The organism is Elizabethkingia occulta, from assembly GCF_002023715.1.
In the GTDB taxonomy this organism is placed as follows: Bacteria; Bacteroidota; Bacteroidia; order Flavobacteriales; family Weeksellaceae; genus Elizabethkingia; species Elizabethkingia occulta.
The window spans coordinates 156,539-172,905 of the sequence record NZ_MAHX01000013.1 but is presented as its reverse complement, the minus strand read 5'-3'; the positions used below and the strand labels follow the sequence as shown (position 1 = coordinate 172,905).

Genomic DNA, 16,367 nt, shown 5'->3' with positions numbered 1-16,367 from the left:
TTAACTGAGATTAAAAGTTGTATTTAATATTTAAGATAAAATTGCGCCCCATTTCATAACTAAAGAAACGCAGTCTGTTGAGATAATCTTTATAGTTAGTATTTAAAAGATTATTTACGGTAAGTCCTACAGAGAAGTTTTTATAAATATCTACTCCGGCCTGCAGCCCCCACAGATTATATGCTTTTGGAGGAGTTGAAAGATCCAATGTAGCTTCATAAGCTTCTCCTTCTGCATTGTACAAAGTAATATATACAGGATTGTATGGATATCTGTTCTGGCGGAATACCTGTCTGTTGTTCACATTGAAGTAGAAATTATTCCACTCCGGTTTATTAAACTCTATAGCATTGTAAACGTTAGTAGGTGTCATCAGGATTAGTGGAACATTATTCGTCATATCCTGTCCGTATAAATAAGCTGCACGTCCCTTGTATATTACATTAGAAGTAAGCTTCCAGTTAACATCTAAGTCTGCACCAAACATTTTGGCATCAATTTGTTGATAACTCCATACCGGGAAAACACCACGAATTGTATTCTGTATTCCTGTAGGAACTTCGTTGATATAGTTTTTGGTATAGAAGAAATATGGATTCAGTGAAATTTGCAATCCTTGTAGCGCATTAATTTTGCTTTCGATTAACAAATTGAACTGATTACCCGTTTCATTTTTCAGGCTCATATCACCAACTTCTATAACCGATGCTGAATGATGTAATCCATCGGAGAATAGTTCTGCAATATTTGGTGTTCTGCTTACTCTGGAATAATTAAATTTCAAATTAAGTACTGAAGAGGGTCTATATTCTACTCCGGCACTGAAAGAAAAATTATGATAATTCAGAATCGGATTTGTAAGTGTACGGTTTGCTTTTTCTTTTACTTTAAATTCCGGATATAAAGCTGCATAACGATTATTCCAATCAGAAGTATCATACCATTTGTTTACATCGTATCTGTTAAAATCGTATCTGGCTGAGGCTTCTGTATTCCATTTTGAATTGAATTTATATTTAAATATGGAATAAATACCACCAGCATATTTATCATAATTAGGAATCAGTCTTCTGGCTTTAGTTGCAGGATCTGAATAATTATTCTGATAGGTTCCGTCAATTCCGGATTCCAGACTCCAGTTATCTTTATTCAGTAAATGATTAATATTAACCTGATTTGTAATCAACTCCATATCCAAAGCTGGTAACGCTTTAAGATCTCCACGACGAATATCGTATTCCTGTCTGTGATTGTACTGGAAACTGTAGGTTAAAGACAGTTTACCGAAGTTTTTAAAATCATTATAAGCATTAAGCTTTACCAGATGATGTTCTACAACCTGTTTAGGGTTATCAATATCATAGCTGAAATCTCTTTCGAAGATTGGACGAGGCGCATTGATAGCCTCATAAAAATCCTGTGGGCTTCCTATATGTGAAGCTCTCAGAATACCAATATTCTGATTTGTAAGATAGTAATCTATAGAAAATCCTCTATGTGCATTTTTCTTCTGAACTCCAAAATTAAAAGAACTAGACTCCAATCCGGTATTCATTAATCCGTAGTCAGGTGCCTTAAGGTCTCCTAATTTATTATAGGCTCCGTTAGTATTAATTGCCCAGCCATTTTTCCATAGCTTCAGAAGGTTTACATTAACACCACCGCCTCGGCCGTTAGACTGTCCATTCAGCGTTACACTTCCCTCCAGTGTATCTTTCTTAGGATATATCGCCGGTTCCAGCAATACAACTCCACCAATAGCATCACCACCAAACTTTAGTGCCGAAGCTCCTTTTACCACATCTATATGCTGGTAATTATTAATATCTATATTTGGAGCATGCTCTACACCCCATTCCTGTTCAGCCATCTTTACCCCGTTATTAAGGATTGCAACACGGCTTCCGTACATCCCATGGATAATAGGCTTTACAATATTATTACCAGTTTTCAATCCTTCAACTCCGGATATATTTGTTAGCAAATTCCCCAGATTACTGGCCACATTTCTGGAAATCATATTTTTATCCAGAGAGCTAACAATCATAGCACCAGGAGTACGATGTTTTACATTCAGTACTACTGTTTCTATATCTTCAGCTCTGTGCTCCAGATTAATTTCAAGTTTGAGATGCTTATCTATTTTCAGATTTTCCTTGAATGCATCGAACTTTGGATGTGTAACCACCACTGCATATTCTCCGCTATTTATTTTTAGAGAAAAAAAGCCTTTAGCATCAGATATCGCCTTAATACCTCCAATACTAATTTGTGCCTGAGCTATCGGAGAGTGATTATCTGAATCTTTTACCGTCCCCTGTACAGTAAAGCTGCTTTGCGCATAAGACATTACCATACCACATAGCAGCAGGAATGTCGTCATATATTTTGACATAATTTTACCTTAATTTGTTTTAGAATGTGTCTGTTGTAATAATGTACATCAAATTCGCCAGCATTGCTGATAGCTTATTAGATTACAGTATATGACCATATTGCTATGCCCATAGAAATAATGAGCAAACTACATATTCATACACTACGATATGAATACATCTTACCAATACACAATTCAACGTTTCTACTTTATGCGACTGTAAAAAGAATACAAACCGCTATATACACTAAACAAACGGAGGTCCCCGTAAAGAAAAATAGGTTTTTGCTTCTAAGAAGAATTTTTGCTGATAGAAATAAATCTGTTCCGCAAAAATCTGAGAACTGAATAACTCTAATGAAAAATCAAAAGATTCATAAATCTGATGGCTTCCCATAAGATGACAGGAAAGACAGTCATTAACATTTGGCTGGAAAGATTTTTCCATTTTCACTTTAGTTCCTGTACCAAACGTAACATCTGCTTTGTGAGTATGCAAAAATCCCGCAAAGAAAACTACGAAGGCATATATGCCAACGATAATCCCTGCTACAAGCTTTTTATATTGCCCGGAATCTTTTTGCATTGCACAAATATAATAACTTTATATGAGTTATATCTATCTGTGGAACAATCTAATGATTAAATATATTTGGAATTACAATTTTTTCAGGTTTTTCATCACTATACATAATATCAATATAGCCTTCCCTACGTAGGGCAGGTATATCAATTAACTGTACAACCTTTTTATAAATAGCCTGATAAACAATACCTTTTTCATTTGCATAGGACACATCGAATCTTACTTCCGGCTGATCGTTTACCAAAAGCCCTGTTTGTCTTACATTTCTTATTTCTGCAGAAACCATTTTTCCGGCATACAATAATTTTTGTTTCCATTTTTTTCCAAACATCAAAGGTTTGAGCAAAAACTGATAGACAGCAACAAAAAGCAAAATCATAAAACCGGTAAAAATAATCGGATGCATAAAAGTAAGAAATTGCCATTCGTGTCCTTTTGAATCCCGGTCGTAAAAATAAATATACAATCCCGCAACATAGGCCAGTAATAAGACAAAGCCTAGTAACCTATACAGCATACCACTGTTGTTATATTTTGTTTGTTGTCCTTTCAGAATAAAATAAGGTGTATGCTCTACATTTCTGTTCAGCAGAATATCTATTTCTTTACCTTTTGCGAATCTGTTTTCTTCTGGTTTAATATCCACAAAGAAATGACTATCTTCAATAGGATAATTATTGAGATTATTAAATCGAAGATTTAGCTGCAATAACTGTTGATTTTTTAATGTTTCATTTTTCAGTATAACCTGACTTGTAATAATGGCCTTTCTTTCAATGCCGTTTTTAGCGATATCCTGTATCACTTTCTTATCTTTTACAGGCTGTATTAAGGACTGATCAATGAAAAACCAAAGGATATATCCCCAAATAAGAACTGATAATCCTAACCAGAACCATGACCAAAACAATGAACTTTCCGGCATATAAGTACCTGATGATGTATCAGTTGCCATGTAGATGATAATAGGAAAAGGTATACAAAAAAATAAAAGATACAGTCCCCAAAAGATGAGCATTCCTTTCTTCATACTTAAATTTCTTTACTAAAATAACATTTTTAACAGTAATTTAGTATGTACAGCCGGAAAATGTGGATAACTAGGAAAACAAGATTTAATAGAATATTTGCTATTTTTGAAAAAAAACCATGACTTCTATTCAACAGCTAATCTGTGTCTGCATAAGCTTGACAGGAGTTACATACTCCGGCATTGCGAATGGACAAACAAAGACTACAAAGCTTTCCTGCTGCGAAGTTTCCGGTAGTAAAGCCCGGCAAATTATCACACAAAAAAAGACAAACTCACCTGCTACAACAATTTCATTAAAAGATAAAATCTCCGCAGAAGTAACAAACAAAATGGTTTTAATTCCTGCCGGCACTTATATGATGGGGTCCAATGGTGATGAATGGTCCCGTAACTGGGAATCACCTCAGCATAAAGTTTCGGTAAAGTCCTTTTATATGGATACACATGAAGTCACCAATGCTGAATTCGAAAAATTTGTAATTGCCACAGGTTATATTACTACTGCTGAAAAACCTGTTGACTGGGAAGCACTGAAAAAAGAGCTACCGCCCGATACTCCTAAACCTTCAGATGAGGATCTAATGCCTGGATCTATGGTTTTTGCTTCTCCTGAATCGGTAAACGGATTAGAAGATTACTCACAATGGTGGCGTTGGGTAAAAGGAGCTGACTGGCAGCATCCACTTGGTCCGGGAAGTAATATAAAAGGTAAAGAAAATCATCCGGTTGTACATGTTTCCTACTTTGATGCTGTTGCCTATGCAAAGTGGACAGGAAAACGCCTTCCTACTGAAGCTGAATGGGAATGGGCTGCACGTGGTGGTTTAGATAACAAAATTTATCCATGGGGCGATGAACACATAGGCAATGGTTCTCAGAAAGCTAATTACTGGACGGGAACATTCCCAATAAAGAACACAGAAAAAGACGGTTATTACTATACTGCTCCGGTTGGATCATATGCTCCAAATGCTTATGGTCTTTATGATATGGCTGGGAATGTTTGGGAAATATGCTCAGATTGGTTTAGTGAAAATTACTATCAGTCTTTGCAGGGAAATCAAATAAGCAACAATCCTACGGGACCATCGAAACCTTATTATCCATCCGAACCTTTTGCTAACAAAAGAGTGGTACGTGGCGGGAGCTTCCTGTGTAATGATTCTTACTGTGCCAGCTATCGGGTTTCTGCAAGAATGCCTTATTCAGAAGACACAGGCATGGTACATACAGGTTTCAGATTGGTAAAGGATCTTGAAACCAAATAAAAATAAAACTAATTAACCATGAATAAAATCTTAACTCTGCTTTTGGGTTTATTGGCACTAGCCAATATTAATGCCCAGAAAAGCAAAAAACCAAATGTCCTTATTATTTATACGGACGACCTGGGTTATGGAGATCTCCGCTCATATGGAGCAAAATCTATTAATACCCCCAATATCGATGCTCTCGCAAATAATGGACTAAAGTTCACCAATGCTTATGCTACAAATGCTACCTGCACACCATCACGTTATTCACTTCTTACAGGAACATATTCCTGGCGCAGAAATGATACCGGAGTGGCAAATGGTGATGCTTCTCTCATTATTAATGAGGACACTTATACATTAGCCGATCTTTTCAGAGATTCAGGATATGCTACAGGCGTTATTGGCAAATGGCATCTTGGAATAGGTGGCAAAGAAGGACCAAACTGGAGCGGAACATTAAAACCGGGTCCTTTAGAATTGGGCTTTAATTATTCTTACATTATGGCTGCAACTCAGGATCGTGTTCCATGTGTGTATATAGATGGACATCAGGTAGAGAATCTGGACCCTGCCGATCCTATTACGGTTAATTACAAAGGTCCAATTCCTAACGCCAACATACCAACCTATAAAGAGCATCCGGAGTTATTGGAGATGACTTCTTCTAACGGGCACAACAATTCGGTTATAAACGGAATCGGACGTATTGGTTATATGTCCGGAGGAAAAGCTGCAATATGGGATGATTACAGTATGAATGAGCATTTCGCCGACAAGGCCAGCAAATTCATTACCGAGCACAAAGATGAACCTTTCTTTTTGTACTATGCTACTCCAAATATCCATGTACCCAGAACTCCAAATAAAAAGTTTGCTGGAAAAAGTGGAATGGGGCCACGTGGTGACGTCATTCTGGAATTAGATTATTGTGTAGGTCAGGTAATTAAAACATTGGATAAATTAGGCATTAGAGATAATACAATTATTGTCTTTAGTAGTGACAACGGCCCTGTAATAGATGACGGATACAATGATCAGGCAAAGCAACTTTTAGGCAACCACCGCCCGGCAGGAAACCTTAGAGGTGGTAAGTATAGTATATTCGAAGGTGGAACCCGAATTCCTTTCATTGTAAATTATCCTAAAAAAATAAAAAAAGGAGAAACCAACACACTTATCAGTCAGATTGATTTGTTCGCATCTTTTGCATCTCTGAATAAACAAAACCTGAAACAAGGACAGGCTTTTGATAGTTTCAATATGCTAAACCAGTTATTAGGAAAAAGCAAAGAAAACAGACCGTATCTGATAGAAGATGCATATGGAATTGCTATTATCAAAGATTCATGGAAGTATATTAAACCTAATAACAGAAGTTCGTATCTAAAAGAAACGGAAACTGAATTAGGTAACAATCCCCAGCCTCAGCTTTATGACCTTCGAACCGACGAGGAAGAAAAAATAAATGTTGCGGCAAATCATCCTGAAAAGGTAAAAGAACTTGCTGCCCTTTTAGATGAAGTTATGAAGAAACCTATAAATCAATAAATACATCAAAAATAAAAACCGCTTCAAAAGAAGCGGTTTTGTTATGTTACCAACCTGGGTTTTGTTTTAAGTTTGGATTTAGTGCTATTTCATACGTTGGGAATGGGAAAATATAATCTCTTTGTACATTAAACTTTTTTGTAGACCCATCCTGTATTAATAGATAACCGTCTGGTGTCAGTTGTACTCCAGAACCTTTTGCCGGCCAGTCTGAATAATAAAAACTACCTAATGTAGATTTTGGCAATTCTGTTTCTGCGGTCTTCCATCTGATCAAATCCCAATATCTGAATCCTTCAGATGCTAATTCTACCCTACGCTCTCTTCTAATTTCATCTCTCATATTCAGCCCGCGTGAAGAGACAAAACTATTAGTAAAGACAATACTGTTTCCAGCCTTATCATTATCCGGGAAACCTGCTCTTTTTCTAAGTAGAACAATTGATTTTGCCAAATCCGCATCTGAAATAGACCCACTCAATTCATATACCGATTCAGCATAATTAAGTAATACCTCAGCATATCTGATAATAGGTTTATCTATAAAAGATCTTTGAGCTGTCCAATCTGCAACATTTGCATATTTTCTTAGTCCAAATCCGGTCTGTTGTAAATTAAGACTCGGATAATCATAATTTTTCGAAGAGATAAAAGGATCACCCTTTTTAAAGAAAGTGGCACTCATCCTTGGATCTCTGTTCTTATACAAGTCCCAACTTACAGTAGCAGTTGTATATTCATTCGATTTTTCTGTAGGAACACCATCAATTGCCAAATAAGAATTAGCCAAAGCTAAAGTCGGATTATAACCTCCTTCATAATTCCTTTGAATAACATGAGTAGATATACTATTGGCTGCATTTTGTCCATACATCCTTACCAATACATTTTCTTTATTGGCAAATCCTTCTCCCTCATACTGGAATAAATTAAAGTAGTTTCCAAATAGCGAATGTTCATTTGAATCCATTACTGCCTTCGCAGCATCTCTGGCAAGGGTCAGGTGCTTTACAGGATCGCCGTAACCATGAAACTTAGATCTGGTACCCTCAAACAAAGCTACTCTCGACTTAAAGGCCAATGCAGCGGTTTTAGTAATTCGTCCATAATTTGCGGCTCCGGATTTACTAGGTAACGGAAGCAGACTTATTGCCAAATCCAAATCCTTGTAAATCTGATCAATCGTTTCGTCTCTGGATGCTCGTGGCGCCTTTAATTCAGGAGAATCTGTAGATAATGTTTTTAATATAAGAGGTACTCCACCAAATCTTTTGAAGAGATCAAAATAGCCCATAGCTCTGAAAAAATAAGCTTCTCCTTGATATTTCCCAACATCAGCAGCACTTACCCCTTTCGAAATGACTTGGTCTGATTTCTGAATTACAGTATTAGCATAACGTATTAAAGTATAATTACTACTATAGGTTCCATCATTATAAGATACATTCCAGCTTCCCTCATTCACAGAGTTTCTTCCCGAATAAAGATCATCAGACAATAGATCCATATTACTATCGGAATTAATAGTTGGTAAATAATTATATAGATTATTTGCTCCATATTTCACATCATCAGCTGTATTCCAAAAAGCTTCATCTGTCAATGATGTTTCAGGTGCTCTGTCAATATTACAGCCTGTCAAGAATAATGCACCTGCTAAAATTCCTATTTTTATAATTGCTTTGTTCATGTTTTCTCTTTTAAAAATCAATATTTACCCCAAATGCGATACTGGATGAAAGTGGATAATCAGCATATGCCTGATTCTTCTGTTCCGGATCGATAATACCTTTCCATACTCCTAGTTTGGAGAATGTTAAAATATCTTCTGCTGTCACATAGAATCTTAGCCTTGAAATTGGAAGATTCTTCATCGCTTCAGGTGATAAACTGTAACCCAACTGAACATTTTTCAATCTTACATAAGCTCCATTCAAAACCCATTTATCAGATGGCAAGAAGTTGTGTCCACCCCCAACAAAAGGCCTTGGGAAGGCTGCGTTTGGATTGTCCGGAGTCCAGTAATCTAAATGAATTGATATTGGCTGTACCCATGCAGCTGCAAGTGGTTGAAACTGATCTGTAGAATACATGAATGTTCTTTTCCCTACTCCTTGTAAACGGAAACTAAAATCTACATTTTTCCATTTAGAACTGAAGTTAAATCCAAAAGTATAACGCGGGTTATCACTGCCTAGATAAACTAAATCTCCGTGATCAGCAACGGTATTCAGTCCACCGTTTAATTGCCCATCACCATTCATATCTATATATCTTACGTCACCTATACCCGTTTTACTTCCATTATATGGAACTCCCTTTAACTGATCTGCATTTTGAATATATCCATTGGTTTTATAACCCCAGATTGTATTCATTTCATATCCTTCTATGATATTATTCCGTCCTGAGTAAACAAAGTAAGAACTTCCATCTTTATATTCGACTTTGTTTTTAGAATCTGCAATATTTCCGGACACATTGAAAGTGAAGTCTTTTCCTATTCTTCCATTATACCCTAATGAGAATTCCCATCCAGTAGTTTTTAGAATCCCCTGATTCTGATATGGCTCCTGATATCCAAATACACTAGGCAATGTTATTCTTACCAGGTTATTACGGTTATCTTTTCTATAAATATCAAAGCTACCAGTTAGTTTATTAGAAAATAAGGCAAAGTCTAAACCTAAATTTTTTGATACAACTCTTTCCCATTTCAATCTATTCGAAGAAAATCTTCCTTGGGTAACATAGGTATTTCTATCACCACCATTATCTCCAAGCACTACATTCGTACCAAAACTTAAACCGTTTAGGAAATCAAAATCTCCAACTAAGTCTCTTGAATTGGCGTTTGCAACCTCACCATATGATATCCTTGGCTTGAACACAGTGAAAAAAGGTAATGCACTGTTGAACCATCCTTCTTTATGCATATTCCATCCTGCAGAGGCAGATTTGAACCAATCGGCTCTGAACCCTGGAGACAATCTTGAACTTTCATCTCTTCTGATTGTACCTTCAAGTAAATATTTGCCATCATATTCATATGTAAAACGACCAAAATACGACTGCTGAGCCCATCCGGTTTGACCTTCACTATTTGATTTATATTTTGCATCCGATGCATAATTTAATGAAGGATTATCATTAACAATTAGATTGGTTGCTGAAGCACTTTCTGTCTTTTTATAATAATCTTCCCATTGAAAGCCTCCCATTACATGAAATTTATGCTTATCTATAGCAAAATCATAATCTATCTGAAACTGCGTATTCTGTTGGATATAACTCTCATTATAAACACTATATGAATTTGTTGAATTAACCGGGGCAGCAGCTATTGGCCCGTTAATTGTCCAGTCATAAGTTTTTACCGTTCTGTTAAAAGTTTTATCCTTTCTATAATAGTTCTCTCTTCCATATACAGCTTTAAGTGTTAAGCCTTTAACAAATATATCTTTACCCGTTAATGATACGGAGTTATTAAAATCTTCATTGCTTCTTTTATTAAATCCGGCAGCAGCCTGATACATATAAGTTAAGTTACCTGAACTACCTGCTGCTCCATAAAAGCTACCATCAGGATTGAAAATTGGAAACTTTTGACGTGCTGAAAATGCTGTTGAAAGAGATCCCCCATTTTCTACCGTTCTGGATGATCTGTCAAAACTTTCTTTTGCATAAGCCATACGGACGTCCATCGTAATCTTATCCGATAACTTTGCAGTAAGATTTAACCTTGTATTCCATTTATCATAAGCATCCGGGCCTACCTTAAACAAACCATTCTGTTGCAGATAGCCCATTGAAGCAAAATAACTAACCTTATCAGATCCCCCTTGAACACTCAGATTATTTTGCATCATATAATAATTATCGTGAAACAATTGTTTGTAGATATCATGCTGATTGTAAGTTTGATAAGAAACCTTATTTTTATTAGGATTTATTCCCCATTCGATGCCATTACGAATAAAGCCCATATCAATATCATCATAATAAACAGACTGTCCGGCATTATTGTAAGCTATATTAGCATATTCGGCTTCTTCAAGTAATGACATTCTCTTCGGAATATTGAGAGGTTTCATAGAGGTAATAATACTACCGTAAGAAACTCTAACCTTTCCTTTTGTCCCTGTTTTTGTGGTAACAATAACAACACCACCTCCTGCACGGGCTCCATAAATAGAAGCTGCCGCTCCATCTTTTAGTATGGAAATATTCTCAATATCATCAGGGTTAATAGTATTGAATACCTGGTCTGAAACTGTAATCCCATCCACTACATATAATGGTGGAATACTACCATTCATGGATGAAGCTCCACGAACCTCAATATTAAAATTTTGTCCACCGGGCCTACCTGAGGTTCTTGTTACCACAACTCCTGGTGCAGCACCCTGCATGGCGTTCATAATATTAGGAACAGGTCTGGACTCTAGTACTTCTTTGGAGATCGATGAAACAGCAGTCGTCATATTAGATTTCTTCTGCTTTCCATACCCTACTACAACTACTTCGTCAATGTCTTTAGACTTTGAAATAGTATCAGCCTTAGTACTTACTTTTCGATTAGGAGTTTGCTGAGCCATGGCCATTTGTACTCCTGAAGTAGAGAGAAAAAAGGCGATAGCAACCTTCAGGTAATTTGAAGGCACCATTGGGTGAATTCTCATAATTCGTTAATTTTAGGTTAATTAGTTTGTTAATTTTAAACGCAATCTAAATAAATTCGAAACCCAATATTAACATTACGTTAACTTTTTACGAAAACGTTTTAGTAAAATTCAAACCCCTGAAATAATGGACTAAAAAACAATATTACAATTTTCATATATTCTTGTTTTTTACCAATTTTATGCATTTTAGCAAAAAATAAATCCCCAAAAATGCCATATAGACAATACAAAACCCAAACTTTTATATTTTTGTATATAAATTAAGTTTCACTATATTTACCGAAACAATCATCAAAATAGACAAAGGAATGTGTAAAAAAATTCCTTTTTTATCCGTAAATTCGCATTATATATTTTTTTATGACTGAATCACAGGTTAAAAAAATCGGAGTATTGACTTCCGGAGGGGATTCTCCGGGAATGAACGCAGCTATTCGTGCTGTAGTCAGAACTGCTAATTATTATCATTTAGAATGTTTCGGAATCCGTGAAGGCTATTCAGGTTTAATGGAAGGTAACCTTACCAAGATGGGAGCCCGTTCCGTAAAAAATATCATCAACCAGGGCGGTACTATTTTAAAATCTGCCCGTTCTCTGGAATTTAAAACTAAAGAAGGAAGACAAAAAGCTTTTGAACAATGTCAGAAAGCTGGTATAGACGGATTAGTCTGTATCGGTGGAGACGGTACTTTTACCGGAGCGAAAATCTTCTGTGAAGAATTTGGTATAAAAGTAATCGGTGTACCTGGAACTATTGACAATGATATCTTTGGTACCGACAATACTATAGGATATGACACTGCGCTAAACACTGCAATGGAGGCTATAGATAAGATAAGAGATACCGCAACTTCTCACAACAGAGTATTCTTTGTAGAAGTAATGGGACGTGATGCCGGTTTTATAGCGCTAAACAGTGGTATTGCTACCGGAGCTATAGATATTCTGATTCCTGAAAGAGAAGACAAAATTGAAGATCTGTTTGAAAACTTCAGAAAAGCTGAAGGTACCGGGAAGTCTTCAAGCATTGTAGTTGTTGCTGAAGGAGAAAAACTGGGTAACATATATGACCTTGCCCAAAAAACAAAAGATGAATTTCCGGAATTCGACATAAGAGTATCAACTCTAGGACATATCCAAAGAGGAGGTTCCCCAAGTTGTGCAGACAGAGTTCTTGCTAGTCGTCTGGGATATGGTGCTGTAGTAGGACTTATGCAGGGATACACCAATGTTATGGCTGGTATAAGAGCCAACGAATTGGTTTATACTCCTATAGAGGAAGCCATCAGAAAACATAATGAAATGAATGGCGATTTAATGAAGATCGCCGAAATCCTTGCCATATAAATTATTTACTAATCAATTAAATTTATTTTAAAATGTCAAAAATCAAAGTAGGTATCAACGGATTTGGTAGAATCGGACGTCTTGTGTTCAAAGCAATGACTGAAAGAGACAATATTGAGGTAGTTGGTATCAACGACCTTATCGATGCAGAGTACATGGCTTACATGTTAAAGTACGACTCTGTACACGGGCAATTTAAAGGAGAGATTTCTGTAGAAGGTAACGACCTTGTTGTAAACGGAAACAGAATTCGTGTAACTGCTGAAAAAGATCCTAACAACCTTAAGTGGAATGAAGTTGGGGCTGAATATATCGTAGAATCTACTGGTTTATTCTTAACTAAAGAAAGTGCACAGGCTCACATTAATGCTGGTGCTAAAAAAGTAATTCTTTCTGCACCTCCAAAAGATGATACTCCAATGTTCGTAATGGGTGTTAACCACAACGAACTAACTGATGATATCAAAATCTTATCAAACGCATCTTGTACAACTAACTGTTTAGCTCCTTTAGCTAAAGTTATCCACGATAACTTTGGTATTGCTGAAGGTCTGATGACTACTGTTCACGCTGCTACTGCTACTCAGAAAACTGTTGACGGTCCTTCAATGAAAGACTGGAGAGGTGGACGTTCTGCACTGAACAACATTATCCCTTCTTCTACTGGTGCTGCTAAAGCTGTAGGTAAAGTGATCCCTTCTCTTAACGGAAAACTTACAGGTATGTCTTTCAGAGTACCAACTGCTGACGTTTCTGTAGTAGACTTAACTGTAAGATTAGATAAAGCTACAACTTACGATGAGATTTGTGCTACTATTAAAGCTGCCGCTGAAGGTGAATTAAAAGGAATCCTTGGTTATACTGAAGATGCTGTTGTATCTCAGGATTTCGTAGGAGAAAAGAGAACTTCAGTATTCGATAAAGATGCTGGTATTATGTTATCTCCAACATTCGTAAAATTAGTTTCTTGGTATGACAACGAAACTGGTTACTCTAACAAATTAACAGATATGTTAATCCACTCTGCTTCTTTATAATATAAGATCAGAATTCAGATAAAGAACGCTTCCACCCGGAAGCGTTTTTTTTTGTTTCATACGACAAAGATTTCAAAGCTGTTTTCTTCTTTTCATATCTCGATATTCTAAAAAAAAATAAATTTTTCTTTTAAAATATTTTTGTTAGATTTGTCTAACTTTTTAACTACACAGATATAACAATGAAGAAGTTTTATGTTTCAGTTTTGGCATTATGCAGCCAATATGTGTTTTCGCAAGGCTTTATAAAAGACAGTCTTAAAGAAAATAGTATAGATGCCGTTGTAATGACAGGACTCTCTAAAAAAACATTTGTAAAAGATAATCCATTACCTATCAAAAGAATTACGGCTAAAATGATGGAGAAAACAAATGAGACGAATATTATAGATGCATTGGTACAGAATACTCCCGGACTGGTAGCCGTAAAAACCGGGCCGAATGTATCAAAACCTTTTATAAGAGGTTTAGGCTATAACAGAGTACTTACGCTATATGATGGACATAGACAGGAAGGACAACAATGGGGAGATGAGCACGGAATAGAAGTAGACTCTTACAACATTGCTCAGGCAGAAGTTATCAAAGGGCCATCCAGCCTAATGTACGGATCCGATGCCATAGCCGGAATCATTAGTTTCTTCCCCTACATTCCTGTTACACCTAATACGGAATCCCTGAAAGCTACATCAGAATATCAGACCAACAATGGTATGGTGGGAGCAGGTTTCCGTTGGGCAGCTAATAAAAACAACTGGATCATTGCTACTTCAACTTCACTAAGATTTGCAAAAAACTATAGAAATAGTGTAGACGGAAGAGTTTACAATACCGGGTTTAATGAGAAAAACTTTTCTTTATTATTAGGTTATCAGAAAGGGAATAATTATTCTCATTTCAATATTACCTATTATGATAATGAACAGGGAATTCCAGATGGCAGCAGAAATCCGGAAACACGACAATTCACAAAACAGATTCATGAAGCGGAAGAGGATGTAATGGAAAGCAGACCTATTGTGAGTGACAAAGAATTGAACTCCTACAGCCTGTCACCACTGCATCAAAATATACGACATCTGAGAATTTATACCAATAACCATTATGAGACATCCATTGGTGACTTTTATGCTAACGTTGGTTACCAAAGAAATAACAGAATAGAATACAACCATCCTACTCAGACATCCCAGGCCGGAATGTTTGTAAGACTAAACACCTTAAATTATAGTTTCAGATTTATTCCGAACAATACCGGAAACTTTGAATTCAGTTTCGGTGCAAACGGAATGTTACAGAATAACAAAAATAAAGATGCAACCGATTTTCCTATTCCCAATTATAATCTGACAGACACAGGTATATTTGCTTATGCAAAGTGGTCCAAAAACCGTTGGAATGTGAGCGGCGGTGTTAGATATGATCATAGAAATCTTCGTTGGGACGATTTTTACGTTGCAGCTGATCCTGCTACAGGTTTTGACAGACAGGTTTCAGCAGGTACTCCAAACGCAAATCATCAGTTTAGTGCTTACCAGAAAAAATTCAATGGTGTATCCGCTAGTTTGGGAGCAAGTTACAAACTGGCCTCACAGTTGTACATAAAAGCCAATATCGGAAGAGCATACCGAGCACCGAATATTACAGAAATGGCCTCAAATGGCTTGGATCCGGGTGCTCACATTATTTATTTAGGAAATAAAAACTTCGATCCAGAATTTTCATTCCAGCAGGACCTAAGCCTTATAGCTAGTTACCGTGATTTTTCAGGAGAAATTAATGCGTTCAATAATAATATGGACAACTTTATTTACCTTACTATGCTATTGGACAAAGATGGGAAACCACAAACCGATGCACAGGGAAACCGTACTTATCAATACCAGCAGGCAAAGGCTCGACTATACGGATTAGAAGCATACTTTGCCCTGCATCCTCAAGCTTTAAAAGGATGGACACTAAGCAATAGCATTGCATTGGTATATGGTTTTAATAAAAATCCGGAATTCAAAGACAAAGGTACAAACGGAGAATATTTACCATTAATAGCGCCTTTAAAATGGTTGGGTAAACTGGAGAAAAATTTCACACTCCGGAAAAATAACTGGAAGAATATTACTCCGATGGTAGAAGCAGAATATAATGCAGCACAGAACAGGTATCTTGGACTAAATCAGACTGAATCTTATACTCCATCTTATTTTCTGATGAACATCGGAATCTCATCAGAATGGAAAGTAGGAAATAAAAGCAGTCTTATGTGCAATTTACAGGTCAACAATGTTTTTGACAGAGCCTATCAGTCACATCTTAGCAGACTAAAATATTTCGAACCACAGGAAACAATAAATACAGGGTACAGAGGCATTTATAATATGGGAAGGAACTTTGCTTTGAAGTTAGTTTTCAGTTATTAGTTTGAGCGAGTTGATGTTGACAGTGAGTCCGGATACATGAAAAATCAAATGACATTACCCCGCCCTTATATTCAGGGCAAC

The 16,367-nt window shown here is 36.4% G+C and carries 10 protein-coding genes; 5 read left to right on the top strand and 5 right to left on the bottom strand.

Features of this window, described 5'->3' with window-relative positions; all coding sequences use genetic code 11:
- Window positions 1-10: 10 nt before the first annotated feature.
- The 3 genes from BAZ10_RS07170 to BAZ10_RS07160 all read right to left on the bottom strand — a co-directional run bounded on the left by BAZ10_RS07170 (window position 11) and on the right by BAZ10_RS07160 (window position 3,993).
- A complete protein-coding gene (locus BAZ10_RS07170; RefSeq protein ID WP_078771481.1) occupies window positions 11-2,395 on the bottom strand; it encodes a TonB-dependent receptor in 2,385 nt (794 codons plus the stop codon).
- A gap of 229 nt (window positions 2,396-2,624) precedes the next feature.
- Window positions 2,625-2,963: a hypothetical protein gene (locus BAZ10_RS07165; protein ID WP_024568565.1), complete on the bottom strand. Its 339-nt coding sequence runs from the start codon at window positions 2,961-2,963 to the stop codon at window positions 2,625-2,627.
- A 49-nt stretch (window positions 2,964-3,012) separates the two neighbouring features.
- On the bottom strand, window positions 3,013-3,993 hold the full coding sequence (locus BAZ10_RS07160) for a hypothetical protein (RefSeq protein ID WP_078771480.1): 981 nt from the start codon (window positions 3,991-3,993) through the stop codon (window positions 3,013-3,015).
- A 119-nt stretch (window positions 3,994-4,112) separates the two neighbouring features.
- On the opposite strand from BAZ10_RS07160, the gene BAZ10_RS07155 reads away from it, so the two are divergent.
- Together BAZ10_RS07155 and BAZ10_RS07150 are read left to right on the top strand one after the other, a co-directional pair.
- Window positions 4,113-5,264, top strand: coding sequence for a formylglycine-generating enzyme family protein (locus BAZ10_RS07155; protein WP_078771479.1), 1,152 nt, complete (start codon window positions 4,113-4,115; stop codon window positions 5,262-5,264).
- A gap of 18 nt (window positions 5,265-5,282) precedes the next feature.
- A complete protein-coding gene (locus tag BAZ10_RS07150) occupies window positions 5,283-6,800 on the top strand; it encodes a sulfatase family protein (RefSeq protein WP_078771478.1) in 1,518 nt (505 codons plus the stop codon).
- 46 nt (window positions 6,801-6,846) lie between these two features.
- On the opposite strand, the gene BAZ10_RS07145 is transcribed toward BAZ10_RS07150, so the two are convergent.
- Both BAZ10_RS07145 and BAZ10_RS07140 read right to left on the bottom strand, forming a co-directional pair.
- Entirely contained in the window at window positions 6,847-8,490 is a 1,644-nt protein-coding gene (locus BAZ10_RS07145; protein ID WP_078771836.1) for a RagB/SusD family nutrient uptake outer membrane protein, read from the bottom strand.
- A 10-nt stretch (window positions 8,491-8,500) separates the two neighbouring features.
- Window positions 8,501-11,482, bottom strand: a complete 2,982-nt coding sequence (locus BAZ10_RS07140; RefSeq protein ID WP_078771477.1) for a SusC/RagA family TonB-linked outer membrane protein — start codon at window positions 11,480-11,482, stop codon at window positions 8,501-8,503.
- A gap of 363 nt (window positions 11,483-11,845) precedes the next feature.
- Between BAZ10_RS07140 and pfkA the strand changes: the two genes are divergently transcribed.
- The 3 genes from pfkA (at window position 11,846) to BAZ10_RS07125 (ending at window position 16,286) form a co-directional block, all read left to right on the top strand.
- Window positions 11,846-12,832, top strand: coding sequence for a 6-phosphofructokinase (gene pfkA / locus BAZ10_RS07135; protein ID WP_059154277.1), 987 nt, complete (start codon window positions 11,846-11,848; stop codon window positions 12,830-12,832).
- Between the two features lie 32 nt (window positions 12,833-12,864).
- A complete protein-coding gene (gene gap, locus BAZ10_RS07130) occupies window positions 12,865-13,869 on the top strand; it encodes a type I glyceraldehyde-3-phosphate dehydrogenase (protein ID WP_009087903.1) in 1,005 nt (334 codons plus the stop codon).
- Between the two features lie 182 nt (window positions 13,870-14,051).
- A complete protein-coding gene (locus tag BAZ10_RS07125; protein WP_078771476.1) occupies window positions 14,052-16,286 on the top strand; it encodes a TonB-dependent receptor plug domain-containing protein in 2,235 nt (744 codons plus the stop codon).
- Window positions 16,287-16,367: the final 81 nt, after the last annotated feature.